The following is a 26084-nucleotide window of genomic DNA, read 5'->3' as shown; positions in this document are numbered from 1 at the left end:
CCAGCGGTAAATTAATACCCTGACGAATGGCAGCATTAAGTAACAGTTCATCTTCATGTACCGAAATAAAGAAGGTTTTTCCATCGGCAAAATTAAGTGCGACTGAATGTCCCATCATGATGCTCCCTTAAACATGATAAAAATCCAACACCGAATCAATTTTGTCATTCAGCAAAATCGTGTGCTGACGGCGAATACGGAATCCTTCAGCCGTTTGTCTTAACACGTAAGTGGCATGTCCATAGAAACAACCTTCCAGCCCTTGACGGTTATATAAGGTGCTCCAACCGACTCTGGCTTCAATCAAACCATCTGGTAGGCTTTTGACCTGTACATTTTGAATACTGTGCTGAGTGCGTGGTAATGGTGTCGCCGATGCCGCTTTCCCTGTACGGATACGGAATACACGATCTTCCAGCCCCGAACGGTCTGCATAATAGATATAAGACAAACCCTGATTTGGATCTTCGACATACTGATGATCATCAATCCATTGTGGAATGTGATATTCACTATCTTCATCATACAGTTCCAGATAGGCATCCCAATCATAACGGTCACATAGCTCTGATTTCTGATAAAGGAATTGTGAAACGGCAAAATGTAGTTCAGCAGTCATGACTTATACCTCTTCCGTTGCTGTATCAAGTTGATAAGTAATATCCTGCATTTTTAAAGCTTTGCGATTTAAACCATCCAGCATTAAACGTTGCCAATGACCATGCTGATTGACATATAAACCTTCATGCGTCAGTTCACGCCCTGTAATCACGGGTTTGATCCCCAAGTCTTGTGCATTTGGGGTCATGTCATAACACCAGTTGTGATGACCACGAGAGATATCACTCCAGCGTTCCAGACGCGCTTGGAAACCTTTTTGCTGTTCACGGAACTCCACCAGATCATCTGGCGTACCTAATCCAGAGACATTGAAAAAGTCTTCAAACTGGCGAATACGGTTACGACGCGCTTCGGTTGACTCCCCTTTTACAGCGAGACACTGGCTAATCACTTCAGTTTTATTCCATGCCACTGGACGCACAATACGTAGCTGTGAACTGATCTGATCCATAAAGAATAAACTTGGATAAAGATTCAAATTTCTTAGGCGGTGCATGGCCCATTCCGCACGCTTGGCACCATATTTTTCCAGCAGATAAGGCATGACGGTTTCATAACCAGGACGGACCGCAGGATTTGGCATATCGCTGAATAAAACGCTGTGACCATTTTTAAAACTGAACCAGCCATCATCGGTCTGGTTATCACCTGCGCCTAATTTGCTGTAATCCAGAGTATCCAGATCATCACCTTTGGCTGCATTGACTTGCTGGCGATGTTGCACGGTTGAGACATAGTTATAATGCACGGTACTGACGTGATAGCCATCCAGTCCATTTTCATTTTGCAGCTTCCAGTTTCCTGCAAAGGTATAGGCCGACTTGCCTTGTAGAACTTCTAACTCGCCAGTCGGTGACTGCTCTACCATTAAATCCAGAAAGACTTTGGCATCCCCCAAGAAGTCTTCAAGGCTATCCGTTGCCTGTGTATCCAGACTGACAAAAACAAAACCACGATAACTGGCAATACGTCCTTGTTTGAGACCACGACTGGACTTATCAAAATCTTCACAATATTCAGCAGGCGCTTTGACTTTGACCAGACGGCCATCTGACTTATAGCACCACGCATGGAACGGACAGGTAAAAGTGGATTGATTGCCTTTGGCAACGCGCGTCAAGGTCGCACCCCGATGTTCACAGGCATTGATCATGGCATGCAGTTGGCCTTGACCATCACGGCTAATGATTAACGGTTGGCGTCCAATCTGAACCGTCAGGAAATCATGATTGTTAGGAATTTCACTTTCGTGGCAGGCATAAATCCAGACTTTTTCAAAAATGAATTCCATTTCCAAATCGAAAAGTTCAGCTTCAGTGAACATATCACGTGCGATACGAAATACCCCATCCTTAGGGCGAAAGTCGAGACAGCCTGTAATAAAATCCTGCCATTCGGCAATATTACGTGTCGTCATTTTTATGTCCTCCAATCAATAAAAACCTTTTCTTGATTGAAGCGTGATTTAGTTCTTGGCTCTATCCGCTTTTTCCAGATCTCTATCCAGTTTGTGAATAATTTTGGATCAGCTCGCCATGACATGTTTCACGGGAGGACAGCAGGATTGACTCGTATAAAAATAGAATTGAAAGGAACAAAAGATGGACTTGGAAATGAAAGCCGCCTCTCACACTTTGCATGAGAGGTGCTTAATATTTTTATTTTAAGAATTAATAGGCATACGATGCGATTGCAGTCGCAATGGGTTTATCTTCATCATTCACCATGGTCATGCGCATGGTGCATCCTTTACGCCCCAAACGTAAGGTTTCGGCGCGGGCAATAAAATATTTACCACGCCCTGGCGCCAGATAATCGACACGCATATCTACCGTGGCTAAGCGTGATACTTTTTTGATGGTATCTGGCAAATCTTCTGGTGAGGCACGGCGATAAAGCTGCTCCATTGCTGCCACACCACCAATACTGTCCAGAATCGTGGCAGCCACGCCACCATGTAAAATCTGAAATGCCAGATTCCCGACCAGTTCTGGCTGCATCTCCACATAGGCTTCAATTTGATCATCGACTACTCGCATGACCATGCCACTGTATTTAAAAAATGGACAGGCATTAAATGCTTTACATAACTGTTTCAAGACCACTTGGTGATCTGCCTTTGCACCTAACTGAATATTGCCAGTCCAGTTTTTCTTTACATCATTCATACGCGGCCTACACTCAATGGAAAGAATAACTTTCCATTATTTTGCACAAATCTAAAAATATGGGGCTACAATAGCGGGGTTCGTAATTGAGCAAAGTCGCCAAGCTCTCCCTCGCGTGACTTAATACCTCAATTATTCCCCTAGTGTAATACTGAACATCGAGATTGTTATGACTTATACGTTCAATCGTCCAGCTTTTCCTGCGACTCGCATGCGCCGTATCCGTAAAAATGACCAACTTCGTGCCATGGTCAGCGAAACACATTTAACGGCAGATCACTTGATTTATCCAGTGTTTGTATTACCAGGACAACAACAAACTCAAGACATTCCAAGCATGCCAAATGTGCAGCGTTTGTCAGCTGATTTACTACTTAAAAAAGCAGAAACCCTGCTTGAACTCGGGGTATCCAAACTTGCTTTATTCCCTGTAACACCACAAGAAGATAAAAGTTTAACAGCGGAAGCCGCTTGGGACGAAAATGGTTTAGTTCAAACGACTTGCCGTCTACTCAAAAAAGAATTACCAGAAATGGTGCTAATTACCGATGGCGCTCTTGACCCTTATACCACACATGGTCAAGACGGCATTATTGATAACACAGGTTATGTGTTAAATGACGAAACTGTCGAATGCCTAGTGAAACAGGCATTGAGTCATGCTGCAGCAGGTGCCGATGTAATTGCACCCAGTGACATGATGGATGGCCGTATCGGTGCGATCCGCCAAGCGCTTGAGCAAAATGATTTTATCTATACCAATATCATGGCGTACTCAGCAAAATATGCTTCTAGTTTCTACGGCCCTTTCCGTGATGCGGTCGGCTCTGCCAGCAACCTGAAAGGTGGCAATAAATACAATTACCAAATGGATATTGGCAACCGTGCCGAAGCACTTCATGAAATCGCACTTGATCTACAAGAAGGTGCAGATATGGTGATTGTTAAACCAGGCATGCCTTATCTGGATGTGGTACGTGAAGTAAAAGATACTTTTGGCGTGCCAACTTTCCTCTATCAGGTGAGTGGTGAATATGCCATGCTTGCAGGTGCGATTCAGAATGGTTGGTTATCTGACAGCGTGATTCTGGAATCTTTAATGTGCTGCCGTCGTGCAGGTGCTGATGGGATCTGGACGTATTTTGCTGAAGATGCAGCACGTAAATTAAAAGAGATGAGATAATTTCTTTTAATCTAGAATGTTCTTAAATTTGATACGCGGAAACGTCATCTGCAACCTGAACGAGGTTTAACAAAGCAAAGCTTTGTCCGAGTGTAAGACAAACGCAGTGCGTAGTTTATATCGAAAGATAACCATGACCTTAAGTTTTGCAGATGACAATGCCTTTGCTTACTTTGGGCAAAACCAAAGTAAGTCCAGCTGAAGGCTAAGCCTAAAATAGATTGAGAACTCGGCAAGACCCTGCCGTGTATTTATTCTTATTAATTTAGATCAAATTTGGGTGCTCAACAAAATTAAGCAAATAAAACTGGTTTAACTTTATCATGCATATTGCCATCATTGGTGCGGGTATTAGCGGCTTAATGTCAGCATTGGAACTAGCTGAACAAGGCTGCTCTGTCGATATTTTTGACCAACAACTTGCAGGCCAAGCCGCATCATGGGCAGGTGGCGGTATTCTCTCCCCAATGTATCCATGGCGTTATGCACCCGAAGTCAACCAGCTGGCGCAATACGGAAAATCGCTCTACCAGACATGGAATGAGAAGCTCCTCCCCATTACTGGCATTGATTTTCAGATCCACGATACAGGCATGCTGATCTTTGATCAGGAAGATTTCGAAGTTGGCTTGAATTATGCCACTCGATATCAGGAACCAATGCAGCAATGCGAGTTGCTCAATCGCTCCAAACTTGAACAGATTAATCCTTATATTTCCCAACAATTCCAACAAGCAATCTATTTCCCCCAACTCTCGAATGTCCGCAATCCACGTTTATTACAATCCCTGATCAGCTACTTAAAACAACATCCATTGGTCCGTTTTTTTGAACATTGTCCTGTTGAAAAGTTAATTATTCAGAATAAGAAAGTGCTCGGAATTGAAATCGAAGATGGGCAAAAATTTACCGCGGATCATGTAGTCATCACTTCTGGTGCATGGAGTCAGCAATGGGCCGAGCAACTACAACGCCATATTCCTGTGCAGCCCGTACAAGGGCAAATGCTATTATTTAAAACCCCTGAAAACTGGTTACCGACCATGTGTATGAATCGGGTGATGTACCTGATTCCACGTCAAGATGGTCACATTGTTTGTGGTTCAAGTATGGCTGACAGTGGCTTTAGTACAGCAGTTGATGAGCAAACCCAGCAGGATATTTTAACGGCATGTCTGGAAATGGTGCCTGAGCTACAACACTTCCCGATTGTGAAACGTTGGGCAGGCCTACGCCCAAGTTCGCCACAAGGCATTCCTTATATTGGTGCCATGCCTGAACTGGAAAATCTTTGGGCCAATTTTGGACATTTCCGTAATGGCTTATGTATGGGTTCTGGCTCGGCCCGACTGTTACGCCAACTTATGTTAGGACAAGAGACCATTGTCGATCCTCAAGCGTATTCACCGCTGCGCCTAAAGCAACAGAATTTAATGTCTTGCTAGAATTTCGGTCAAAGCTCCATTCAAATCTGGATATTGAAATTGGAAGCCCTGTTCGAGCAAAGCCTGAGGAATCACATATTGACCATTTAAAATCAATTGCGATTGCTCGCCCAACATCAATTCGAAGATACATTTTGGAGCCGTCATAAAAGGTTTGCGCTTTAAAATATGAGCAGCTATTTGAGCAAACTGTTGTTGATTGATTCTATCTGGTGCAACAAGGTTATATACCTGTTGAGGATGAGTGGATTGCAGCAAGAAAAGGATGGCATTCAATACATCTTGAATATGAATCCACACTACCGGTTGCTGTCCTGAACCAATTTTTGCCACAGCATTCAAGCGAATTGGCAACAGCATCTGCGGCAAAATCCCGCCCTGTCCAAAAACCACACCTAAACGAATAATCTTGGTATTCTGTTGGCTAAACTTTAAAGCCGTTTGCTCCCACACTTGGCAAAGCTCAGACATAAAAATGGATTGCGGTGCTGTATTTTCATCACAAATCAGCTGCCATTGCTGTTGAGGATCAATACCGTAATAGCCAATCGCAGAACCTGAGATAATACACTTCGGAAAAATTCGCTTACGTTCCAGCCATTGATACAGTTGCTCGGTTACCGCAACACGACTATGTATTAATTGCTGCTTACGCTTTTCAGTCCAGCGTTTTGCGCCGATATTTTCACCAGCCAGATTAATCACATAATCAATCTGTTGTGTTTCAATTTGATCCAGATCATTTACCCACCGCAACGCAGAATGCTGAGCAACCCGATTTGGCTGTCGGGTTAAAGCCATGATCTGAAAGTTTCGCTCTAACAGGAAGGGCAACAAATGCGAACCAATAAAACCACTGGCGCCTGTGATTAAAACCGTCTGATTTTGCATCTTACCCTCATCCCGCATGATTTTGATTCGTTCTATATTTAAGTCTTAGCAGAATAAAACTGAAGAACAAGTAAACTTTCTTTAATTAGTGAAACATCTTATTGGCCATTCTTTGTGCTTGCGGCCCATAGAACCAGTACGTAATTAAAAATAACGGTAAGGCAATCACCAACCACATGGCTAAAACGGCAAGTAAAAATTGTGGCTGTTTTAAATAGAGTAAGAAGTTCTGCCAGATTTCAGGATCTTTACGCGCAAAAATATACAGCCCCAGTAATAAACCACATGCGTTGTAGCCCCAAAAGATCAGACTAAAGCCGATGCTTAAGCGTTTCTTCTCTTGCTGCGTCGGCGCACGGCGTTGTTGCTTGAGAAATTTAAACAAAACAAAAATGATGGCAATGAGATAAGGAATTGCGGTGAGCACACCGCCCAGACTATTTGGTAAAATCGCGGCCAGCACACCTGCGATTAAAGTCGAGGCCAAACAAATAATAAAAAACCAGAGATAATACAAACGCAATGAAATCATAAAGATAAACCTAATTGGACTGGCTTTAAGAAATAATTATAAATTTTTTTCACTTTTTTTTCATTTTTATGTCAACCAATCCTCAACTAGCAGCGTTATATAGGGTACAAGGTCGCAGCAACCGATTGGACATTGCACGGCATCCGCAATGTTTTCGGTGACCTTTCATTATGACTCTCCATCTTTAACAATGGTTGTGTTAGCAGCCAGAACCATTGAAAAAGATTTTGACCGACGATTTATCATCACTCGAATCGTCGGTTTTTATTTGCCTGCGATTTAAGTTTGATCAGGTATCGGCAACATACATTTTGATCAGCTCACCTTCATCATCTTGAACCGTGGTTAAAAATGTCCAGCCACATTTTTCATAGAAATCATTTAGCTCTGTCACCAGATACAACTTCTCAAATCCTGCCCTTTTCATATCTGTTCGAGCGAAATCTAACAACTGTTTGGCAATATTTTGCCTGCGATAAGTCTCCTCAACAAATAAAGCACATAAGTTTGGCGCAAGATCTTTGCGGTCATGGAAATCGTTTTCGATTATCCCTGCTCCTGCAATAATTTGCTGCTTGTCATTCAGAATCACATACCATTGCGGAACACCATCCTGCTGTTCAATCGACATCTGAATGCTATCACGGTACGCTTCAACAGGAATGCCCCATTGATTGGCAAACCAATTTGCCGCTTGATCTAACCATTCAGAATGATCAGCTAACTTCATTATATCCATCAATGTTTAATCAATCTCCGCTATTCGAGTTAAATTCATAAAATTTACTTGAGTGCTCAATCCAGAATGGACAAGTTTACTCATTTACATAAAGCTTCAGCACGCTCGTGCCAGTTCTATTTAGAATAAGTTAAACACAATAAAGATAAAGGAATCGAATCATGAACGCAGTCACTTATTTTGAAATTCAGTCATCCAATCCACAACGTGACGTCCATTTTTACCAGTCTGCATTTGGCTGGAATTTCGAAAAAGTGGAAGGCCTCCCGATTGAATATTATCGTATTGAAACAGAAGGGATTCACGGCGGCTTACTGCAACGCCCAGTGGCGATTCCACCAACAGGATGCGGAACCAATGCATTTACCTGCACCATTGAAGTTGAAAACTTTGATGAAACGGCAGCTAAAATTCTCAGTCTAGGTGGCATTGTGGCGATGGATAAATTCGCGATCCCGAATCGCTGCTGGCAAGGCTACTTTCTTGATCCCGACCATAATACCTTTGGTATTTGCGAGATAGATGAAAATGCCCAATAGCGGGTTTTGGGTATTTAAAGAAAGCTTCTCAATATTCCAAATAACTAAATAAAAATATTTGCTGAAAATGAACCCATATTTCTTTTGTCAGTTATTGCCCTTTAAACTGCGGTGGACGTTTTTCTAACATGGCACGAACGCCCTCTTGTGCATCTTGCGATTCAAACAGCGGCATCAAATAACTGTTCATTTTCTCAAATGCCGCTGTCTGTCCTTGCGTTAGCGCATCGGTTGCAGAGGCCAATAAAGCCTGTACCGCAAGCGGGGCTGAAATACAGATGTCTTTGGCAATTTCGATGGCACGCTGCAACTGTTGCCCATTTTCTGCAATTTCGGAAATCAGGTTCAGTTGGTCTGCCGTTTTAGCATCAAAAGTTTTACCTGTTAATAAATATGGCATGGCTTTTTGCCATCCCGCAGCTTGCACAAAACGTACCGTTGCCCCACCAAATGGCATGATGCCACGTAATACTTCAAGCTGACCAAATACTGTATTTTCACTGGCAATCACGACATCAGCATTGAGCATCAACTCAACTCCAGCGGTATAACAAATTCCCTGCACCGCCACCACAACAGGTTTGCTTCGATGTCGGCCTGCTGTTCCCCACGGGTTAATTTGTTCTTCAGCAAAGTTAAAAATGCCTTCGGATATTTTCGGTTGTAGCTCAACCAGATCCAAGCCCGCTGTAAAATGGTCACCATGCGCAAAAATCACAGCACAACGGAGTTCTGGATCATTTTCATATTCCGTTAATGCCAGCGACAAATCCTGAATCATATGGCTATCAAAGGCATTCCGTTTATCGGCGCGGTCTAGGCCAATCAACATGATCTGATCCCTAATTTCGCGGCTTACTTTACCTAAGCTCATTGATATGTCCTCATTTTTTAAATCATGACTTTATCTTCAAACTAGAGGAACGTTTAAAAATGATCAAGCGCTATCATGTAGTGCTTTTCTGCTGAGTAAGATTCTCCTTTCCACTTAAATACGTGCTACCTTATTCTGGTTCAATTCATTTTTAGATTCATTTATGACTGTGCGTTTTTTTCATACTTCTGACTGGCATTTGGGGCAATTCTTTTATAATCATTCCCGCCATTATGAACATGAACAATTTCTGGCATGGTTACTTGAGCAAATCAAACAGAAACAACCTCATGCCTTGCTGATTGCGGGCGATATTTTTGATGTCATCAATCCGAGCTCTCAGGCACAAAAGCAGCTCTACCAGTTCCTTGCCGATGCGCATGAACTTGCACCGCATATGCAAACCCTCATGATCGCAGGCAATCACGATTCAGGCTATCGAATTGAACAGGTTGAGCCATTATTAGCGAAATATAATGCCAAAACGGTTGGTGTAATTCGCTGGAATGAAGATAAAACACTGGATCTGGAACGCTTAATTTTGCCGATTTATGATGAGCAAAAACAGATTGTCGCGTGGTGTATTGCCCTACCATTCTTGCGTTCAGCCGAAATCACAGGCTTTAATGAGCACACCACCAATAGCCAAAATGCGATTGCTTATCTACACCAACAATTAATCGAAGAAGCTAAGCGTCGTAAAACCGATGATCAGGCCTTGATTCTGATGTCACATGCACATATGCAAGGTGGAGAAACTTCGGATTCAGAGCGTCCGATTATTATTGGCAATGAAGAAGCACTTTCTACCAGCCTGTTTGATGACAGTATCGATTATGTGGCACTTGGACATCTGCATAAACCGCAAAAGGTACAGCATCCCCATATTCGTTATAGTGGCTCTCCGATTCCACTGTCATTTAGTGAAATCAACTATAAGCACCAAGTGGTCGAAGTCACCGTTGATTCGACCCAACCAGAAAATAAGCTGGATTTTGAAGTATTGGCAATTCCGCGAAGTATTCAACTGCATAAAATTAAAGATGAACTCACAGCGGTCATGCAGCAGCTTAAAAAGCTACCGAGTGGCCCTATCGAAAATATTGACCATCGAGAATATGTCGATATCGAATATCATACGGCGATTCCCCCACAGCCGAATTTGCGCCAACAATTCGAAGATGCCTTGCCGAAGGATCGCTACCGTCTAGTGCGTATTTCCAGACAATATTTATCGAATGAAAGTAATGCTGAAAACAAGCAGAGCATTAGCCTAGAGCCACCCACACCAGAAAAATTATTCCAGCAGATCTGGGAGAAAAAGGGCTATCACGCTGATGATGAAGTCACCAAAGATTTTTTAAGTCTGGTGAATGAAGCACAGAAAAAACTTGAAGATGATCAAAGTTCTTAAGGATTTGCCATGAAAATTTTATCGATTCGACTAAAAAATCTGGCATCTCTTGCGGGTGAGCACTTTATTGATTTTGAGTGTGATCCTTTGGCCAATGCGGGCTTGATCGCGATTGTCGGGAAAACAGGTGCAGGTAAATCCACCATTTTAGATGCCATGTGTCTGGCACTCTTTAATAAAATTCCCCGCCTCAAAGAAAGTGATGGCAAACTTCTGGACGTGGACGGTTCGGAGCTGCTGACCAACTCTCCCCTGACCGTTTTACGTCGTGGTACAGGACATGGCTTTGCTGAACTGTGTTTTGTGGCACAAGATCAAAAACATTATCAGGCACGTTGGGAAATTAAGCGTGCCCGTGAAAATGCCAGTGGCAAACTGCAAAGTGTACAGCGCTCACTCAAATGCCTGACCGATGGCGTGGTGGTTGCAGACAAAACTAAAGCCGTCGAAAGCCATATCCAGCAAATTACCCAACTCAGTTTTGAACAATTCACCCGTGCCGTTTTACTGGCACAATCGGAAGTTACCGCTTTTTTAAAGGCGCGTGATACTGAACGAGGCGAATTGCTAGAATACCTGACCAACTCCAGTATCTTTGCCAAAATTGGGCAACTGGCGTTTGAAAAAACCCGTGAAATGACCAACCAGCGCAAACAGCTGGAAAATGTTTTAGGTCATATTGAAATTCGTTCTGATGAGGAAGTTGCTGCCTTACAAACTCAATTTCAACAGATACAACAACAGGTCCAGCAGCTTGAAACCGAACGGACTCAACTCAAGCAACAACAGCAGTGGTTTGAGCAACAACAAAAGCTTGAAAGTGAAATTTTCTTCAAACAACAGCAGCATGAAACGCAGCTCAATGCCCATACCGCCCTCGCAACAGATCGCCAGTTGCTTGAACAATTGGAAATCTTTTCCGAGATTCGTCCTGTTGTGTTTCAACAGCAGCAAATCCAAAAAACACTGCAACAACTTGAGCCACAGCTTCAACAAAAACAACAACATTTTAGTCGCTTAACCACAGAGTTCGAGCAAGAAAAAGTCCGCTATACGCAAGCGGAAACAGCACTGCAACAGTTTCAAAATTTTGAGCTGCAACATCAAGATGAGTTGAGTCAGGTGCGTAAATACGTTCAGGAACGTGATTATATAGCCGAAGATTATAAAAAAACCAAAAGCAGACTGACGCATATCGAAACTCAGCAGCAACCTTTGCTACAACAGCAACAACAGCTTGAGCAGAGCCTCCAGAATATAGGCACACAACAGACATCCTGCCTTGAGCAATTACAGCAAAGTGCCCACTTCTCAACTTTAGATAAGGGCCTGCATGCTCATGTACAACAATTAGAGCAGTTTATTCTGCATTATAAAAAAGTTGAAAATACGCTGGGGAATATTCAACAGGCTCAAAGCAAACTTGAGCAAGATAAAAGTCAACTTGAGCAATTGATCACGCAGTTTGGTACAACACAGCAGATTGATCATACCCTTGAGCAGAAACAGGCACAGAAAGAGCAAGTGTTGACTCAGCTGAATCAACTGGATGTGATTCAACAAAAACTACAGCATCATTTTCAATTAAAAAATGAAGTCTCAGAGCTGCAACACACATTAAATACGATACAATTCCAATATCAACAGCTCGAGCAAAATACTCAAAAAGCAGAAAGTGAATTTCAGGCAGCAAAAACCGAGCGGGAAAAATTACAGCTTATCCTGCAACAGCAACGCTTACTCCATGCCGAGAATATTGAACATTTACGGGCTGAACTAAAACAAGGTGAAGCTTGTCTGGTCTGTGGCAGTACTGAACATCCCTATCGTGAGGATGAAAGTCCAGTTTCGAAAGCCTTATATGCATTACAGCAACAGCAGGAACAACAGGCGCTACAACAAGAGCAACAGTGCTTCCAGCTTTGGCAGAATACTCAGCAACAATTTACCCAACTGCAATCTGAGCAAAAACAGCGCCAAACAGCCTTGCAACAAACGCAGGAAAAATTAAACGCTCAACAGCTAGAGTTACAGCAATATTTGACTCAAAGTCATATTCAACTCGATTTCAATTTAGCTCAACACGAGCTTGAGGCATCCTTAAAGCACTTAAGCGCTCAATCTACACAAACAAAACAACAGGTTGATCAGCAATTACAACAACTCAATCAGGCCAGTAAACAGCTGGTTAATTTAAATCAGTCTATCCAGAACACGGCCTACCAATTGGAAACCGTACGGCAGTTACAGCGACAGATTCAGCATATTGTGGATTGTCTAGAGCCACATGAGAAAACACTTTGGCTGGAACAACCACTTAGCCAAGCACAACAGATTGTGCAGCGCTTAAAACAACGCCTGCAACAGCTTGATCATGCCGATGGACTGAGCAAACAACAACAGCACAGCACACAACAACTCAATTTATTAATATCAAATCTAAATAGTTTAAGCACGCAACATACTGAGCTAAATCAGCAATTGCAGGAAATTGCGAAAAAGGGTCAACAAAATAGTGAGGCTGCCAATCAACTCATTCTGGCAATGGCTGGTTCAACTGAATTGAAAGCCAATGAATGGTTGCATCAACATGATCAACAACGTCAGCAAGTGCAGCATCAATATCAGCAAGTAAAACAGAATTTTGAACAGGCACGACAAAACTTTGAGCAACACAAGAATGAACTAGAGCAGCTCAAAGCACAGCACCAGCATAACCAACAATCATTCACACAATGCACAACAGAAATCGGTGCATGGCTGAAGCAGCATGTGCATTTTGAAGAACAGCAACTCAGTCAGTTGCTAGCCATTTCTTCAACGCAGGAACAGCAGATTCGCTTAACGTTACAAAATGCAGATCGTGTCTTGAGTGAAGCAGACTATGCGCTTAAAACTGCACAACAGCTATTCAATGAGCACCAGCAACAACAGCCCGAGATTCAACATCAACAGCTGACCGAATTGATTCAGCTAAATCAGGATAAACTACAACAGCAACTTGAACAACGCGATCAATATAAAGTTCAACTCGAATTACATCAGCAAAACCTTGCCAAGCAAAAACAGTTTGCCGACCAGATCCAGCAAATTCAGCAACAGGAACATCGCTGGAATAAGATTTCGAGCTTGATTGGCGATTCTAAAGGCAAAGATTTCCGTGATTTAGCGCAGCAATACAATCTGGATATTTTGCTGGAATATGCCAATCAGCAATTGGCGATGTTATCGCAACGTTACACATTAAAGCGCTTGGAAAACTCACTCAGTCTGGCAATTATCGACCATGATATGGATGGTGAAACCCGTTCGGTTGCCTCTCTCTCTGGTGGAGAATCATTCCTCACTGCCCTTGCGATTTCATTAGCGATTGCCAATATGGCTTCTGGTTCGATGAAAATCGAATCCCTGTTCATTGATGAAGGTTTTGGGACACTGGATGCCTCATCTTTGCACATGGTGATGAATGCACTGGATCAATTACAAAGCCAAGGTCGTAAAGTAATCTTAATTTCGCATATTCAGGAAATGCACGAACGGATTCCTGTACAGATTCAGGTACAACCTGTTGGATCAGGTTCGAGTCGGATTGAAGTAGTTGGTTAAAGCATTTTATGATGATTGAATAATCACGGTATTGAGATCTAATGAATCAGAAGAAAGCTGTTATCTTTGACCTTGATCAAACCTTACTGGATAGAACAACCTCCTTAAAAAAATTCTTAAGGTGGCAGATCAATTTTTTCCAATTAGTTCCTACTATGAAAAAGGAGTTCTTCATTCAGCGTTTTCTTGAACTGGATGATAATGGCAAAATTTGGAAAGATAGAGTTTATGAACAACTCATTCATGAGTTTTCAATTACTCACGTTTCACAAAATACCCTCTTAGCAAGCTATATTAATGATTTTAATAAATTTTCATGTTGTTTTCAGAATGTGGAAAATACGATTATTAAATTGAAAGAGCAAGGTTATCTGATTGGATTAATTTCTAATGGTAGAACCCCCTTTCAAGAACATAATTTTTATGCCCTAGGTCTGACGGAGTTCTTTTCAAGCATTATTGTTTCTGAGGCCGTTGGACTTAGAAAACCAGACCCCGCAATTTTTCTCTTATCATGTCGGCAACTTAACGTCAGTCCTCAAGATTGCACCTTTGTCGGCGATAATGAATTAGCAGATATCCAAGGTGCAAAAGCTGTAGGAATGAAAACAATTTTCTTTCATCCTGATCCACGGATATCATCATTAATGGCCGATGCAAATTTACACGATTATGCAAGACTCATCGAAATTCTGGAAAACCTCTAACCATACTTTCAAGTGAATATCAGCAAATAATCATTTTTAGCTTTTAGTTAAATAATCCCTTGCACCAAACAATGCTGTCCCCACTCTCACCATGGTTGAACCCGATGCAATCGCAGCTTCTAGATCAGCCGACATCCCCATACTCAAGGTATCCCAATCTTGCGGCTGTGCATGCTGGGACTTCACCTGATCAAATAGTGCTTTGGCATCTGCAAATGCAGCATAATTTTCAGGCGCTGGAATGACCATCAAACCACGTAAACGGATGTGTGGAAGTTGGCTGATGTGCTGAACCAGTTCAGCCACTTCTTCTGGCTGGCAACCATCTTTAGAATCTTGTTCATCAATATTCACTTGCAGACAGATGTTCAATGGCTGTTGAGATTCTAAACGCTGACCAGATAAACGCTCGGCAATAATCAAACGGTCAACCCCGTGTACCCAATCAAATTTCTCAGCCAGATGCTTGGTTTTATTACGTTGCACATGACCAATAAAATGCCACTCGATCTCCAGCTCTTTGAGTTCTTCAATTTTTTCTAGCGCTTCCTGTAAATAATTTTCACCAAAACAGCGCTGTCCCACTGCGTACATTTCACGCAGGCTTGAAGCAGGATGGGTCTTTGAAACGGCTAACAATTGCACAGTCGCAGGATCACGTTGAACACGCTGACAGGCTTGTTCTATTTGATTTAAAACAGTTTGGCGGGATTGTTGCGATTGATTCATTGACACAGTTCTCATTTACGAAATGTTTTTTTGCTTTCCCATTCTTTAAGGTGTTGGTAAGCCTGAATGAAAGCCTTATATTATTCTACAAAATAATGAGACTTTTGAGTTTGTTTCGGGGAAATTATGGATATTACAGAATTACTCGCCTTTTCGGTTAAAAACGGTGCATCAGATTTACACCTTTCAGCGGGTATGCCTCCGATGATTCGTGTAGATGGTGAAGTACGTCGTATCAATTTACCAGCACTTGAACATAAAGATGTACACCGTTTAGTGTACGACATTATGAATGATAAACAACGTCGTGATTTTGAAGAAGATCTAGAAACTGACTTTTCATTTGAAGTACCGAATATTGCCCGTTTCCGTGTCAACGCATTTAACCAGAACCGTGGTGCTGGAGCGGTGTTCCGTACCATTCCATCGAAAGTGTTGACCATGGAAGATTTGGGACTCGGTACAATTTTCAAGGAAATTTGTGATTATCCACGTGGGATTGTGCTTGTCACAGGCCCAACAGGTTCGGGTAAATCGACAACGCTTGCAGCGATGATCGACTATATTAATGAAAACCGTTATGACCATATTTTAACGGTAGAAGATCCTATCGAATTTGTACACCAGTCGAAAAAATGCCTGATCAACCAGCGTGAAGTACACCGTGATACGCATGGCTTTAATGCCGCACTTCGTTCTGCCCTCCGTGAAGACCCTGACATTATTCTGGTCGGTGAGATGCGTGACCTTGAAACCATTCGCTTGGCATTAACCGCAGCGGAAACAGGTCACTTAGTTTTTGGTACCCTGCATACGACTTCTGCCGCAAAAACCATTGACCGTGTGATCGACGTCTTCCCTGCTGAGGAAAAAGACATGGTTCGTGCCATGTTGTCTGAATCTTTACAAGCGGTCATTTCACAAACGCTATTAAAGAAAAATGGCGGTGGTCGTGTGGCTGCACATGAAATCATGATCGGGATTCCTGCAATCCGTAACCTTGTGCGTGAAAATAAAGTCGCACAAATGTACTCTGCCATTCAAACTGGTGCCAACTATGGCATGACCACTTTGGATCAAAGTTTAAAAACATTGGTGTCTAAAGGTTTAATTAGCCCGCAAACGGCTCGTACGGTGGCGAAACAGCCTGAGTCATTCCTATAAAAATAAAGGGATTAGAGAGATATCATGGACTTTAATGATTTACTCAATTTGATGATTCAACAGAATGCCTCGGACTTATTTGTCACGGCAGACGTTGAACCTTCAATGAAAATTAACGGGCAGATTGTGCCTGTTTCAAAAACCAAGTTGTCAGGGGAAATTGTCGGTCAACTTGTACAGTCCATCATGACGGACAAACAGCGTAAAGAATTTGCCGATACACGCGAATGCAACTTTGCCATCATGAATCGTGAAAAGACGGCACGTTTCCGTGTCAGTGCTTTTCAGCAGCGTGATATGCCGGGCATGGTGTTACGTAAAATCGAAACCCATATCCCAACCATGGATGACCTGAAACTGCCTGAAGTTCTGAAAGAACTGGCAATGACCAAACGCGGCATCATCATTTTTGTAGGGGCAACAGGTACAGGTAAGTCGACTTCCCTCGCTTCGATGATTGGTTTCCGCAACCAGAATTCTAAAGGTCATATCATTACCATTGAAGATCCGATCGAATTTGTACATCAGCATGCAGGTTGCATTGTGACACAGCGTGAAGTGGGCATTGATACCGATTCATTTGAAGTGGCATTGAAAAATACGCTACGTCAGGCACCAGATGTGATCCTGATTGGTGAGATCCGCTCTCGTGAAACTATGGACTACGCGATTGCCTTCGCAGAAACTGGTCACTTGGTACTCGCGACCCTGCATGCCAACAATGCCAACCAAGCCTTAGACCGTATTATTCACTTCTTTGAAGCGGATCGTCATAGCCAGCTGTATATGGACTTGTCGTTGAACTTAAAAGCATTGGTGGCACAACAGTTAATTCCAACGCCTGACGGCAATTCGCGTCGTGCTGCGATTGAGATTCTGATTAACACCCCGCTTCTGGCCGACTATATCCGTAAGGGTGAAATTCATGAGATTAAAGATCTGATGAAACGTTCACGCGAGCTAGGCATGCAGACCTTCGATCAGGCTTTATTTGACCTTTATAAAGCAGGTCAGATTACCTACAAGGATGCATTGAAGCATGCAGACTCACCAAACGATCTACGTCTCACCATCAAACTTTCAGAAGAAGGCGCAGACCAGTTATTAAGTGCCAGCCGCAACATTACCTTTGATGGTCAATAATTCAAACTAAGCCATTAAAAAAAGGGAAGGTTTTTGTAACCTTCCCTTTTTATTTGTTCAATTTTCGTGAACTTTAAATTTTTAACTCAACTCAGCTTATTTTTTACGATAAGCCTCTTGGCATTCTGCATCACTGCAATAACCATAAAGGTTTAAAGAATGGCCAGTTAAAGCAAATTGATGTTTATCAGCAACAGCATGTTGTTCTTGCTCGATAATATCATTAGTAAATTCAACAACTTTGTTACAGTTCAAGCAAACGAGGTGATCATGGTGATCTTCTTGCATGATTTCAAAAACAGAATGGTTGTTTTCAAAATGGTGACGCTGAATGATACCGGCAGCTTCGAATTGTGTTAACACACGGTAAACCGTTGCTAGACCCACATCTTCACCCTGCTCAAGCAAAGTTTTATAAATATCTTCAGCACTTAAATGATGTTGTTTTGAATTTTCTAATAATTCCAAAATCTTAATACGAGGAAGGGTAACTTTAAGTCCAGCTTTGCGTAAGTCTTGATTGGAAATCGGCATAAAAAAAGGTCTCTCAACAAATCTTAAGTTGGAATAGGCAATAGAGTTTAGATGCAGTATGATCTATCCTTGAACCAAATGCATCATCATTTATCAGGATAGTGTAGCAAAATGCAAAAAATCATGCTGGCGTTGTTCGTCACTTCAGTACTTAGCGGTTGTTCAGTCTTTGGTGTTTATAAAGTCGATATTCCACAGGGAACACCATTAACCAAAGCACAAGCATCTCAAGTACAAGTGGGCATGAGCTTTCAGCAAGTCCGTTTCTTGCTTGGTAGTCCAACGGTTACAGATCCTTTGAATCCGTTACGTTGGGACTATATCTATAACTACATCCCAGGAACTTATGCCAAAAAAGCGAAAATACCTGCGGCACATGGCCAGCATTTGAAAATTTATTTTGATGCGAATGGTAATGTTGAGCGCCTGGAAGGCTTAGAAACGATTCCAGAATCACAACCTGGTTTACCGGCATCAAAAGAAGCGATTTTGACTGCGCCCCCACTATAACGGCTTTGCAGTAAAAAGAAACCCCTCATCGAGATAATCGTGAGGGGTTTTCTTTATTAGCTTGATGGTCTAAAACGATTACCTTTGATAAATCGCCCAACAGGATTCTTTTCAGCCCGTTTACGGCGGATATCTTTGGGATTGATGGTCAAAGGCCGATAAATCTCAACACGATCACCAGCTTGTAGCAAAGTCTCTGCTTCAATCTTGTTGCCAAAAATCCCCAAGTGTAAAACTTCTGGCAGGCTCACCTGCTCGGCTAAGCCACTGGCATCAATCGCCTGCTGAGCCGTCATTCCCTCACTGAATGCAACAGTCAGATGAAATTGCTGTTCAGGCGTTGTATAAGCCACCCAAACTTGTTTTGCCTGTTCCATTAGATCACTTGCCCAACAACCGCAATAATTGCGACCACAATTGAAAGCGGTAAGATGATACGGATCGCAATACGCCAGATGTTATAGAACAATTCATTGCTAAAGCCCATCGCTTTACGTAGATGACTGATCTTCATGATCCAGCCAGCAAACAACGCATAGACTAGGCAAATGATGAGACCCCATAACATCAACAAGGTATTAAAAATTTGCTCAACTTGCGGCACAGCCCATACCGCAACCGCTGCAAGCAAAATTGCCCATTGAACCACAACTGCCAGCTGGCGCTGCGCCAGTTGCTCTTTTGCAAACTGAATTAATAAGGCAGCCGACATCAGTGCAGCAAAACCCCATGCTAAAGCAGGAAGCTGGGCCTGAACAGAGAAGAAGCCAAATGCAATCACGGCAAGAAGCTGAGCAATCCAGATGGGTAAAACTGAAGTGGTTGCAGCTTCCTGCTTTTTCACCACAGCTAGGCTACTCTGCCAATATAAGCCCAAACCTAAACCACTTGCGACCAAGGCAAGTACTGTCGCATTGCCCCACTCGCTAAACTCCACACCTGTCCAGTGCCATGCCTGTAACTGGGTACCCATCACATTGGCAAGGATAAACGCAGCAACGACACCGATGGTTGTCAAAGCAATGAGGAATTGACGAGGGATAAAAGAAAGTGCAAATGCAACAACAGCAAGAATCGCGAATAGAATCTGGCTAGAAATATTTAATGCCAGTTGCTCATTCACCACATGGCTTGCAGTATTTAATACACTACCTGCAAAAAACGGGACGAAAACAACTGCTAACCACCCGACGACACGCCATCTTGGTGAAGCATCGGCATCACGTGTAAGACTTGAAAGCGCTTGTAATGCGGTCGTTTGTGAACGCTTTGCTAAAGCGATTTCAAGATAACCGATTGGCAGTGCCAATAAAATCATGGTGCCTAACCACAGCAACCAGAAATCGAACTGACGATCAATCTGGATACCTACAGTTGGTGCCAATGTGGTAATCATGACAAAAGATAGGCAAAACGCCATCACTGGGGCAAACCAGCGTGACAGAGTTGTGTCCTGCATAATGCATTCCTTGAAAAATCTTTGAACTCATTGCGCTTTATGGTGTTTGCAATGAAATATTCAATCTATTTTGCCTTTCTCACGCTTGAAAATCAAAACAAAAGATATCGAAAGAAAAAAGCAAATCACCCAGTCAAGATGATTTGCTGCGCACCAGTTATTATTTTTTAATTAGATCCCTTGTATATCACTCATACCAACCTTATTATTTTTTATAACAAGGGATCTTTTTTTATTATCTTTTTATTATGAGAAGAATCGAGAAAACCAGTTCTTCCCTTTTTTCTTTTCATTTTCTTTAATAATACCAATCATATTTTCTTTGACAGCACCAACATAATCAGCATCATCATGACGAATATGATTAATCAACCACTTTGATAGTGCTTCATGCAACTCACTATCAATTTCCTGCCCCAACTCAAAACGCTGACGATAAGTCTCTATCTTTTTGATAAATAAGTCATGTACTCGCTTGTGTGGTACACGATACTTATAGTTTGCTTCTTCCTGCAAACTTTCTTCAAAGGTAAAATGAGACTGGGTATAATCAATAATATTATCCAGAATCCCCTTTAACTTCGCACGGTCATCGTCTTCTTTTAATTCATCAATTTCATTAATATAATCTAGAATACGACGATGTTGATCATCAATTACTTCTATTCCTGTATTATATTCGACAGACCATTTCATCCCCATATCAAACCCCAAACCATATTTGATTTATTGAATACAAATATAATATCGACAAAAGATTTAAATAAAAACGCAGCATTTTTGTCAGGTTTGCAATTTTTATGTATAAAATAAAATAAGCTGTTGTTTTATATTTAATTTAATATTTTCACCCACCAAAACGCTCAAGTATTTTTTAACCAACAAGAAAAACTATCTATCTAATTTTATTGATATAACCAGAAAAATGAGAACTAATTTTTTAATAAAAAACAGTTCAAACATATATTCTGATTATATCTTCTATATTAATACTGATCTGCTTTAGTTATTCGTTTTAATGCAGGATTTTTAGCTTCTCGGATTAAACGCTCTACTCGTGTTAAAGCATGCAAAATCGGTTTACCGCACTGGAATAAGATCATTTCCCCAGGCTGGTATGCAGTCCATGCTTCGTTATGCGTTAAAGGCTCAGTGGTAATCACCGCCACACGATCTTCAGGTGTCGTGACCTGACTAAAATCGACCTCTACGTCCAGATCAATTAAATGTGCATGTTGAAAAGGATATTCACGTACCAGCCAGTGCAATTTAGTGGTGGCATAGCTATACAGGGCCTTACCATTCGACAAGCAGAAATTAAACGTTCCATGCTCTGCAATTTGTGGAGAAATACGCTCTAATAGTGAAAAAATCTCTTCTAAGCTTGGCTCGGTATAGCCAAATGCCTCAACCATCTGATCTAGTAAATAGCAAAATGCCAGCTCACTATCCGTATTGCCGACAGGTTCAAAACGCCCGCTAAGCTCAGGTTTAAAGTCATGCAAATCGCCATTATGGGCAAAAATCCAATGTCTGCCCCATAACTCACGCAAGAAAGGATGTGAATTCTCTAAGTTGATTTTGCCTTGTGTCGCTTTACGGATATGGGCAATGACATTACGAGACTTGATCGGATAGTTACGAATCAGATCTGCAATTGGAGATTCTACCGCCGATTGATTATCGACAAACAGACGGCAGGCTTTGTCTTCAAAGAATGCGATACCAAAGCCATCACAATGATCAGACGTGACCCCTGCTCGTTGGGAGAACCCACGAAACGAAAAGGTAATATCTGTGGGGGTAGCACAATTCATTCCTAATAGCTGGCACATATCTTTTAACTATCTAACATCTACGCCTATTGTGCATGAGGTTGAGATCGCTTGTAAATCTTAATATGTGCTCACTATTGGACGAGGAACGATATAAGATTAACGTTGCACCATTTTGTTCATGACAAAAGACATGGCAATCTTATTCACTTCCAAAAACACAAAATAATCCAGACATTTAAAATCTTCATCATAAAATGCCTGTTTTGAAAGTTTCGATTGCATACCTAAATAGGTCTGAAATAATTTTGGCATCCGTTCATCTTGCGGAAAACTATAATCAGGGCGTTCTGGTTCAAAAATACGCTTTGAACGGATATCAATACTTTGATGCTCACCCAATTGTTGAATCTGGCGATGGGTGTAATAAGCACGCGCCAGATTATCGTCTAAATGAATACTGACACAGCCCATTAAATATTTGGCACGCATTGACCATAATACTTTAGGCACCAGATTCAACCACAGCATGGAAAGTGCTTTACCAGAACGGAATTGAGGGTGAACGCAAGTTCGACCAATTTCTAAAACACTCGGTAAATGTGATAAATGTGGAACAATTTCGAATTCCTGAGCGCTATAACTCTGCCCGATTTCATGGCCTTGAAATAATTTTAATCGAGTATAGGCAACAATTTCACCTGTCCACTTCTCACGTAAAACGGCATGTTCACAGCCAAAATCATAAAGGTCTTGATCTAAACCATCTTCAAAATGCATCCCAAATTGATGGCTAAATTGTGTAGCTCTAAAACGTTGTACATCTTGTAATTCTTTTAAATTATCCACCCATTCAAAACGGAACTGGTTTTGAGCTGGTTTGTGGCGTAAAGGTAAAGTCAATGTCTGGCGATATTGATTTAATTTTTCTAGCATAATGAAAGCTCCTTATGGCTAGATTTACCTTAAAGCGCTTAAATGACATTGAGATGACTAAAACATGAACAACACATGACGAAAAAAGAGGCCAATTTAAGGCCTCTTTTGTTTTCATCAGCAGAATTAATGCTTGACGCGATTGGTAATTAAAGTACCCACACCATGATCAGTAAAGATTTCTAACAAACTTGCATGTGGTACACGTCCATCAACGATATGCGCACTGACCACACCACCTTTTACCGCATCGAGTGCACAACCCACTTTTGGAATCATGCCACCATAAATCACGCCTGTTTCAATCAGACGATCAACTTCTTGCGTGGTCAGCCCCGTTAACAAGTTTTTATTTTCGTCCAGTACACCAGTGATATTGGTCAATAAAATCAGTTTTTCTGCGCCTAATGCTTCTGCAACTTTTCCAGCCACAAGGTCAGCATTGATATTATAAGTATTGCCATCCTCATCTACACCGAGTGGCGCAATAACAGGAATAAAATCACTTTGGGTAAACATTTCAAGGACGTCAGTTTTTACACCTGTGACTTCGCCAACCATGCCCAAGTCAATCTGTGAAACGGAACCATCTGCTTCCTGTTTTTCCATCAACAATTTACGTGCGCGCAGCAAATTACCATCTTTACCCGTTAAACCAATGGCACGACCGCCATGTTTATTGATCAGGTTAACGATCGATTTATTGACGCTACCGCCGAGTACCATCTCAACCACTTCCATGGTTGCTTCATCGGTCACGCGCATGCCATCAATACGGTCAGATTCTTGCCCTAAACGTTTTAATAATGAATCAACTTGTGGACCACCACCATGTACAACGATCGGATTTAAACCTACTGTTTTTAACAACACAATGTCGCGGGCAAATGAACTTTCCAACTCAGGATCAGTCATCGCATTACCACCATATTTTACAACCAACGTTTTTCCTGCAAATCGTTGGATATACGGCAAAGCTTCAATCAAAATTTTTGCTTTATCAATGCCGATATGTTCATGTGGCATGCGTCTCTCCTTATTAAGCCTGTGCGAGTTCTTGTGCAATCTGTGGATAATGGTCTTGCAACATAGCAACAAATGTCTGGCGAATTTCAACTAACCGATCCGGATTGTCTGCATCGAAGCGGACGGTAAAATATTCACCAGTATTTGATGCTCGAATAATGCCAAAACCATCATCAAAATCAAGTCTTACACCATCTATTTTACTTAAACGTGCACCTAAACGGTGACTTAAAATCTCGATCTCATCTAAAACCTGTTTCGGATTGGCATCATGTGTGCTGATATAAGTATCTTCGGTGCAGTAACGTTCAGGATAAATACTCAATAATTCAGACAAGCTTTTTGCTGTTGATTGTGTGAGATATTCCATCACACGCAAAGCCGCATAGAGACCATCATCATAGCCATAACCACGTCCGTCGTTAAAGACATAATGGCCTGCATATTCGCCACCAAAGACCGCTGCACCTTTGGATTGAGATAAATAAGCCCGTAAAAAACTGCTTCCTGTACGGATCATTTTGGCCTGTCCCGCAAGTTGCTGAACCGTGTCAGACACCATACGCGAACATTTCACATCAAAAACAATTTCTTTTTGTGGATGCTGCTGTAAACATATTTGTGCAAATAAGGACAGCAAGCGATCAGGGCTAATAATCATGGCCTGCTCATCTAGCAAAACGACACGATCCCCATCCCCATCTAAAGCAATACCAAGATCGGCCTGTTCTGACAAAATCGCTGCCTGTAATTGCTTTAAATGCTCAGCATGAGAAGGATCTGGTGCATGATCGGGGAAATGTCCATTGGCTTCGCAACGCAATGCAACCACCTCACAACCTAACTGTTCCAGCACCAGTTTTGCACAATGGCCTGCTGAACCATGTAAACCATCAAGAGCAACTTTTAACGGTCGAGCCAATTGAATATCATCAATTAATGCGTGTTGATACTGTAAACAATATTGCGGAATAGTGTGATGCGAGCGGATATCTGAGGAAAAATATTCTTTGGCAGTCGGTAGAGAAATTTGCGCGAGTTGACCAACGGATTGAATCGTTTCAGGACTCGGAGGCTCCCCTTTGACAATCCACTTAATTCCGTTATCAGACTTTGGATTATGGCTTGCAGTCACCATAATGCCATTCCCACCAAAATCACGGGCAATATAATACATCATCGGTGATGAACAGCAACCAATACTGGTCACTTGCAGACCTTCTTGTTGAAGCGCGTGCTGAATAATTTCAGCATAATGAGGGCTGGTTAATCGCGCATCATAACCAACAACAACCTGATTCTGTCCAGCGTTTTTATAGTGTAAAGCTAAGGCGTGGGCAATTGAACAAATAATATTTGGCGTGAGATTTGAAAGTTTTCCGCGAATATCATAAGCACGAAAAATATTCAAAGGAAATGTTTGTTGTATATTCACAGCAAGCCCCTATTTTTATAATCATTCGATTATTCAAAAATGGCGAAATTATTAAGTAATTAATTAACCCTTGTTCAGAAAAATTAAAATAATTAATCAGTTGCTTTGTAATATACTTTAAACAAACAATCAATATGAAAAATGCAATGTTTTCCAGTAAAACATTGCATTTTAAGTGATATTTACCGGAAAATTATTGCTTACCCGTATGTCCGAAACCACCAGCACCGCGCTCAGTTGCAACAAATTCACTCACTTGTTCAAACTCGGCTTGTACGACTGGTACAAGAACATATTGTGCCAAACGCTCGCCTGGTTCTAAACGGAATGTATTTTGACCACGGTTCCAGACAGATACCATCAATTCACCTTGATAATCTGAATCAATCAAGCCAACCAAGTTACCTAAAACGATACCGTGTTTATGGCCTAGACCTGAACGAGGCAAAATCAAACCAGCAAAGTTTGGATCTTCGATATAAATCGCCAAACCAGTTTTAACCAAAACAGTTTCACCTGGCGCAATATCAATCGCTGCATCTAAACATGCACGTAAATCTAAACCTGCTGAACCTGTGGTTGCATAAGAAGGCAAAGCCCACTCTTGACCTAAACGCGCATCTAATACTTTAACTTGGACTTTCATTACAACTT

General features: G+C 41.8%; 26 protein-coding genes and 1 pseudogene. 9 read left to right on the top strand and 18 right to left on the bottom strand.

Annotation, left to right across the window (positions count from 1 at the left end):
- From antC to A9Z07_RS00850, 4 genes and pseudogenes are all read right to left on the bottom strand, one after another.
- A pseudogene (antC, locus tag A9Z07_RS17785) lies at positions 1 to 121 on the bottom strand (anthranilate 1,2-dioxygenase electron transfer component AntC); the annotation flags it as partial.
- A 6-nt stretch (positions 122 to 127) separates the two neighbouring features.
- Positions 128 to 619, bottom strand: a complete 492-nt coding sequence (antB, locus tag A9Z07_RS00860; protein ID WP_004771000.1) for an anthranilate 1,2-dioxygenase small subunit — start codon at positions 617 to 619, stop codon at positions 128 to 130.
- Positions 620 to 622: 3 nt separating this feature from the next.
- Positions 623 to 2038, bottom strand: coding sequence for an anthranilate 1,2-dioxygenase large subunit (gene antA, locus A9Z07_RS00855; RefSeq protein WP_069576216.1), 1416 nt, complete (start codon positions 2036 to 2038; stop codon positions 623 to 625).
- A 253-nt stretch (positions 2039 to 2291) separates the two neighbouring features.
- Entirely contained in the window at positions 2292 to 2789 is a 498-nt protein-coding gene (locus A9Z07_RS00850) for a thioesterase family protein (protein ID WP_004770998.1), read from the bottom strand.
- A 169-nt stretch (positions 2790 to 2958) separates the two neighbouring features.
- Here A9Z07_RS00850 and hemB point away from each other — a divergent pair, with 169 nt between their 5' ends.
- Both hemB and thiO read left to right on the top strand, forming a co-directional pair.
- Positions 2959 to 3972: a porphobilinogen synthase gene (gene hemB / locus A9Z07_RS00845; RefSeq protein WP_069576214.1), complete on the top strand. Its 1014-nt coding sequence runs from the start codon at positions 2959 to 2961 to the stop codon at positions 3970 to 3972.
- A 323-nt stretch (positions 3973 to 4295) separates the two neighbouring features.
- Positions 4296 to 5417 (top strand): glycine oxidase ThiO, encoded by a 1122-nt coding sequence (gene thiO / locus A9Z07_RS00840; RefSeq protein ID WP_069576212.1) that lies wholly within the window; start codon positions 4296 to 4298, stop codon positions 5415 to 5417.
- On the opposite strand, the gene A9Z07_RS00835 is transcribed toward thiO, so the two are convergent.
- From A9Z07_RS00835 to A9Z07_RS00820, 3 genes are all read right to left on the bottom strand, one after another.
- Positions 5403 to 6308 carry a TIGR01777 family oxidoreductase gene (locus tag A9Z07_RS00835; RefSeq protein WP_004770994.1) on the bottom strand — a complete coding sequence of 302 codons (906 nt, stop codon included), beginning with the start codon at positions 6306 to 6308 and terminating at the stop codon, positions 5403 to 5405. The genes thiO and A9Z07_RS00835 overlap by 15 nt on opposite strands.
- Before the next feature lie 85 nt (positions 6309 to 6393).
- Positions 6394 to 6840, bottom strand: coding sequence for an ABZJ_00895 family protein (locus A9Z07_RS00830; protein WP_004770993.1), 447 nt, complete (start codon positions 6838 to 6840; stop codon positions 6394 to 6396).
- A 289-nt stretch (positions 6841 to 7129) separates the two neighbouring features.
- Complete coding sequence (locus tag A9Z07_RS00820) at positions 7130 to 7579, bottom strand: GNAT family N-acetyltransferase (RefSeq protein ID WP_069576211.1); 450 nt, start codon at positions 7577 to 7579, stop codon at positions 7130 to 7132.
- 161 nt (positions 7580 to 7740) lie between these two features.
- Between A9Z07_RS00820 and A9Z07_RS00815 the strand changes: the two genes are divergently transcribed.
- On the top strand, positions 7741 to 8118 hold the full coding sequence (locus tag A9Z07_RS00815; protein WP_004770991.1) for a VOC family protein: 378 nt from the start codon (positions 7741 to 7743) through the stop codon (positions 8116 to 8118).
- 91 nt (positions 8119 to 8209) lie between these two features.
- On the opposite strand, the gene A9Z07_RS00810 is transcribed toward A9Z07_RS00815, so the two are convergent.
- A complete protein-coding gene (locus tag A9Z07_RS00810; protein ID WP_069576210.1) occupies positions 8210 to 8992 on the bottom strand; it encodes a crotonase/enoyl-CoA hydratase family protein in 783 nt (260 codons plus the stop codon).
- 163 nt (positions 8993 to 9155) lie between these two features.
- On the opposite strand from A9Z07_RS00810, the gene A9Z07_RS00805 reads away from it, so the two are divergent.
- From A9Z07_RS00805 to A9Z07_RS00795, 3 genes are read left to right on the top strand one after another with little or no spacing between them, the layout of a single operon-like run.
- Positions 9156 to 10406, top strand: coding sequence for an exonuclease SbcCD subunit D (locus tag A9Z07_RS00805; protein ID WP_069576209.1), 1251 nt, complete (start codon positions 9156 to 9158; stop codon positions 10404 to 10406).
- Between the two features lie 9 nt (positions 10407 to 10415).
- Positions 10416 to 14012, top strand: a complete 3597-nt coding sequence (locus tag A9Z07_RS00800; protein WP_069576208.1) for an AAA family ATPase — start codon at positions 10416 to 10418, stop codon at positions 14010 to 14012.
- Between the two features lie 41 nt (positions 14013 to 14053).
- Positions 14054 to 14719, top strand: a complete 666-nt coding sequence (locus A9Z07_RS00795) for an HAD family hydrolase (RefSeq protein ID WP_069576207.1) — start codon at positions 14054 to 14056, stop codon at positions 14717 to 14719.
- 36 nt (positions 14720 to 14755) lie between these two features.
- Here A9Z07_RS00795 and A9Z07_RS00790 read toward each other — a convergent pair whose 3' ends face one another.
- On the bottom strand, positions 14756 to 15448 hold the full coding sequence (locus tag A9Z07_RS00790; RefSeq protein WP_069576206.1) for a YggS family pyridoxal phosphate-dependent enzyme: 693 nt from the start codon (positions 15446 to 15448) through the stop codon (positions 14756 to 14758).
- 126 nt (positions 15449 to 15574) lie between these two features.
- Between A9Z07_RS00790 and A9Z07_RS00785 the strand changes: the two genes are divergently transcribed.
- Both A9Z07_RS00785 and A9Z07_RS00780 read left to right on the top strand, forming a co-directional pair.
- Positions 15575 to 16612, top strand: a complete 1038-nt coding sequence (locus A9Z07_RS00785) for a type IV pilus twitching motility protein PilT (protein ID WP_004770978.1) — start codon at positions 15575 to 15577, stop codon at positions 16610 to 16612.
- A gap of 24 nt (positions 16613 to 16636) precedes the next feature.
- Positions 16637 to 17755 (top strand): PilT/PilU family type 4a pilus ATPase, encoded by a 1119-nt coding sequence (locus tag A9Z07_RS00780; protein WP_004770977.1) that lies wholly within the window; start codon positions 16637 to 16639, stop codon positions 17753 to 17755.
- Between the two features lie 96 nt (positions 17756 to 17851).
- On the opposite strand, the gene fur is transcribed toward A9Z07_RS00780, so the two are convergent.
- Positions 17852 to 18289, bottom strand: coding sequence for a ferric iron uptake transcriptional regulator (gene fur / locus A9Z07_RS00775; RefSeq protein ID WP_004770976.1), 438 nt, complete (start codon positions 18287 to 18289; stop codon positions 17852 to 17854).
- Positions 18290 to 18400: 111 nt separating this feature from the next.
- Here fur and A9Z07_RS00770 point away from each other — a divergent pair, with 111 nt between their 5' ends.
- Entirely contained in the window at positions 18401 to 18799 is a 399-nt protein-coding gene (locus A9Z07_RS00770; RefSeq protein ID WP_069576205.1) for an outer membrane protein assembly factor BamE, read from the top strand.
- Positions 18800 to 18855: 56 nt separating this feature from the next.
- Here the strand turns inward: A9Z07_RS00770 and A9Z07_RS00765 are convergent, their stop codons facing one another.
- The 8 genes from A9Z07_RS00765 to dut all read right to left on the bottom strand — a co-directional run bounded on the left by A9Z07_RS00765 (position 18856) and on the right by dut (position 26076).
- Positions 18856 to 19176: an RnfH family protein gene (locus tag A9Z07_RS00765; RefSeq protein WP_005256404.1), complete on the bottom strand. Its 321-nt coding sequence runs from the start codon at positions 19174 to 19176 to the stop codon at positions 18856 to 18858.
- Complete coding sequence (locus A9Z07_RS00760; RefSeq protein WP_004770973.1) at positions 19176 to 20258, bottom strand: hypothetical protein; 1083 nt, start codon at positions 20256 to 20258, stop codon at positions 19176 to 19178. The genes A9Z07_RS00765 and A9Z07_RS00760 overlap by 1 nt, the downstream gene beginning before the upstream one ends.
- Positions 20259 to 20504: 246 nt before the next feature.
- Positions 20505 to 20960, bottom strand: coding sequence for a bacteriohemerythrin (locus A9Z07_RS00755; protein ID WP_004770972.1), 456 nt, complete (start codon positions 20958 to 20960; stop codon positions 20505 to 20507).
- 284 nt (positions 20961 to 21244) lie between these two features.
- Positions 21245 to 22093: a class II glutamine amidotransferase gene (locus A9Z07_RS00750; RefSeq protein WP_032810468.1), complete on the bottom strand. Its 849-nt coding sequence runs from the start codon at positions 22091 to 22093 to the stop codon at positions 21245 to 21247.
- 99 nt (positions 22094 to 22192) lie between these two features.
- Positions 22193 to 22969, bottom strand: coding sequence for a GNAT family N-acetyltransferase (locus A9Z07_RS00745; RefSeq protein WP_004770970.1), 777 nt, complete (start codon positions 22967 to 22969; stop codon positions 22193 to 22195).
- A gap of 126 nt (positions 22970 to 23095) precedes the next feature.
- Positions 23096 to 23995, bottom strand: coding sequence for an acetylglutamate kinase (gene argB / locus A9Z07_RS00740; protein WP_004770969.1), 900 nt, complete (start codon positions 23993 to 23995; stop codon positions 23096 to 23098).
- Positions 23996 to 24008: 13 nt separating this feature from the next.
- On the bottom strand, positions 24009 to 25430 hold the full coding sequence (locus tag A9Z07_RS00735) for a phosphomannomutase/phosphoglucomutase (protein ID WP_069576204.1): 1422 nt from the start codon (positions 25428 to 25430) through the stop codon (positions 24009 to 24011).
- 193 nt (positions 25431 to 25623) lie between these two features.
- A complete protein-coding gene (dut, locus tag A9Z07_RS00730) occupies positions 25624 to 26076 on the bottom strand; it encodes a dUTP diphosphatase (protein WP_004770966.1) in 453 nt (150 codons plus the stop codon).
- Positions 26077 to 26084 lie beyond the last annotated feature (8 nt).

The organism is Acinetobacter sp. YK3 (assembly GCF_001729365.1).
In the GTDB taxonomy this organism is placed as follows: Bacteria; Pseudomonadota; Gammaproteobacteria; order Pseudomonadales; family Moraxellaceae; genus Acinetobacter; species Acinetobacter vivianii.
The sequence above is the reverse complement of the archived record's forward strand: the minus strand, read 5'-3'. Positions and strand labels throughout refer to the sequence as shown.

Excerpts from the sequence above, each read along its gene's own strand:
- antB (WP_004771000.1), bottom strand. The coding sequence starts at position 619 with ATGACTGCTGAACTACATTTTGCCGTTTCACAATTCCTTTATCAGAAA.
- antA (WP_069576216.1), bottom strand. The coding sequence starts at position 2,038 with ATGACGACACGTAATATTGCCGAATGGCAGGATTTTATTACAGGCTGT.
- A9Z07_RS00850 (WP_004770998.1), bottom strand. The coding sequence starts at position 2,789 with ATGAATGATGTAAAGAAAAACTGGACTGGCAATATTCAGTTAGGTGCA.
- hemB (WP_069576214.1), top strand. The coding sequence starts at position 2,959 with ATGACTTATACGTTCAATCGTCCAGCTTTTCCTGCGACTCGCATGCGC.
- thiO (WP_069576212.1), top strand. The coding sequence starts at position 4,296 with ATGCATATTGCCATCATTGGTGCGGGTATTAGCGGCTTAATGTCAGCA.
- A9Z07_RS00835 (WP_004770994.1), bottom strand. The coding sequence starts at position 6,308 with ATGCAAAATCAGACGGTTTTAATCACAGGCGCCAGTGGTTTTATTGGT.
- A9Z07_RS00830 (WP_004770993.1), bottom strand. The coding sequence starts at position 6,840 with ATGATTTCATTGCGTTTGTATTATCTCTGGTTTTTTATTATTTGTTTG.
- A9Z07_RS00820 (WP_069576211.1), bottom strand. The coding sequence starts at position 7,579 with ATGGATATAATGAAGTTAGCTGATCATTCTGAATGGTTAGATCAAGCG.
- A9Z07_RS00815 (WP_004770991.1), top strand. The coding sequence starts at position 7,741 with ATGAACGCAGTCACTTATTTTGAAATTCAGTCATCCAATCCACAACGT.
- A9Z07_RS00810 (WP_069576210.1), bottom strand. The coding sequence starts at position 8,992 with ATGAGCTTAGGTAAAGTAAGCCGCGAAATTAGGGATCAGATCATGTTG.
- A9Z07_RS00805 (WP_069576209.1), top strand. The coding sequence starts at position 9,156 with ATGACTGTGCGTTTTTTTCATACTTCTGACTGGCATTTGGGGCAATTC.
- A9Z07_RS00800 (WP_069576208.1), top strand. The coding sequence starts at position 10,416 with ATGAAAATTTTATCGATTCGACTAAAAAATCTGGCATCTCTTGCGGGT.
- A9Z07_RS00795 (WP_069576207.1), top strand. The coding sequence starts at position 14,054 with ATGAATCAGAAGAAAGCTGTTATCTTTGACCTTGATCAAACCTTACTG.
- A9Z07_RS00790 (WP_069576206.1), bottom strand. The coding sequence starts at position 15,448 with ATGAATCAATCGCAACAATCCCGCCAAACTGTTTTAAATCAAATAGAA.
- A9Z07_RS00785 (WP_004770978.1), top strand. The coding sequence starts at position 15,575 with ATGGATATTACAGAATTACTCGCCTTTTCGGTTAAAAACGGTGCATCA.
- A9Z07_RS00780 (WP_004770977.1), top strand. The coding sequence starts at position 16,637 with ATGGACTTTAATGATTTACTCAATTTGATGATTCAACAGAATGCCTCG.
- fur (WP_004770976.1), bottom strand. The coding sequence starts at position 18,289 with ATGCCGATTTCCAATCAAGACTTACGCAAAGCTGGACTTAAAGTTACC.
- A9Z07_RS00770 (WP_069576205.1), top strand. The coding sequence starts at position 18,401 with ATGCAAAAAATCATGCTGGCGTTGTTCGTCACTTCAGTACTTAGCGGT.
- A9Z07_RS00765 (WP_005256404.1), bottom strand. The coding sequence starts at position 19,176 with ATGGAACAGGCAAAACAAGTTTGGGTGGCTTATACAACGCCTGAACAG.
- A9Z07_RS00760 (WP_004770973.1), bottom strand. The coding sequence starts at position 20,258 with ATGCAGGACACAACTCTGTCACGCTGGTTTGCCCCAGTGATGGCGTTT.
- A9Z07_RS00755 (WP_004770972.1), bottom strand. The coding sequence starts at position 20,960 with ATGGGGATGAAATGGTCTGTCGAATATAATACAGGAATAGAAGTAATT.
- A9Z07_RS00750 (WP_032810468.1), bottom strand. The coding sequence starts at position 22,093 with ATGTGCCAGCTATTAGGAATGAATTGTGCTACCCCCACAGATATTACC.
- A9Z07_RS00745 (WP_004770970.1), bottom strand. The coding sequence starts at position 22,969 with ATGCTAGAAAAATTAAATCAATATCGCCAGACATTGACTTTACCTTTA.
- argB (WP_004770969.1), bottom strand. The coding sequence starts at position 23,995 with ATGCCACATGAACATATCGGCATTGATAAAGCAAAAATTTTGATTGAA.
- dut (WP_004770966.1), bottom strand. The coding sequence starts at position 26,076 with ATGAAAGTCCAAGTTAAAGTATTAGATGCGCGTTTAGGTCAAGAGTGG.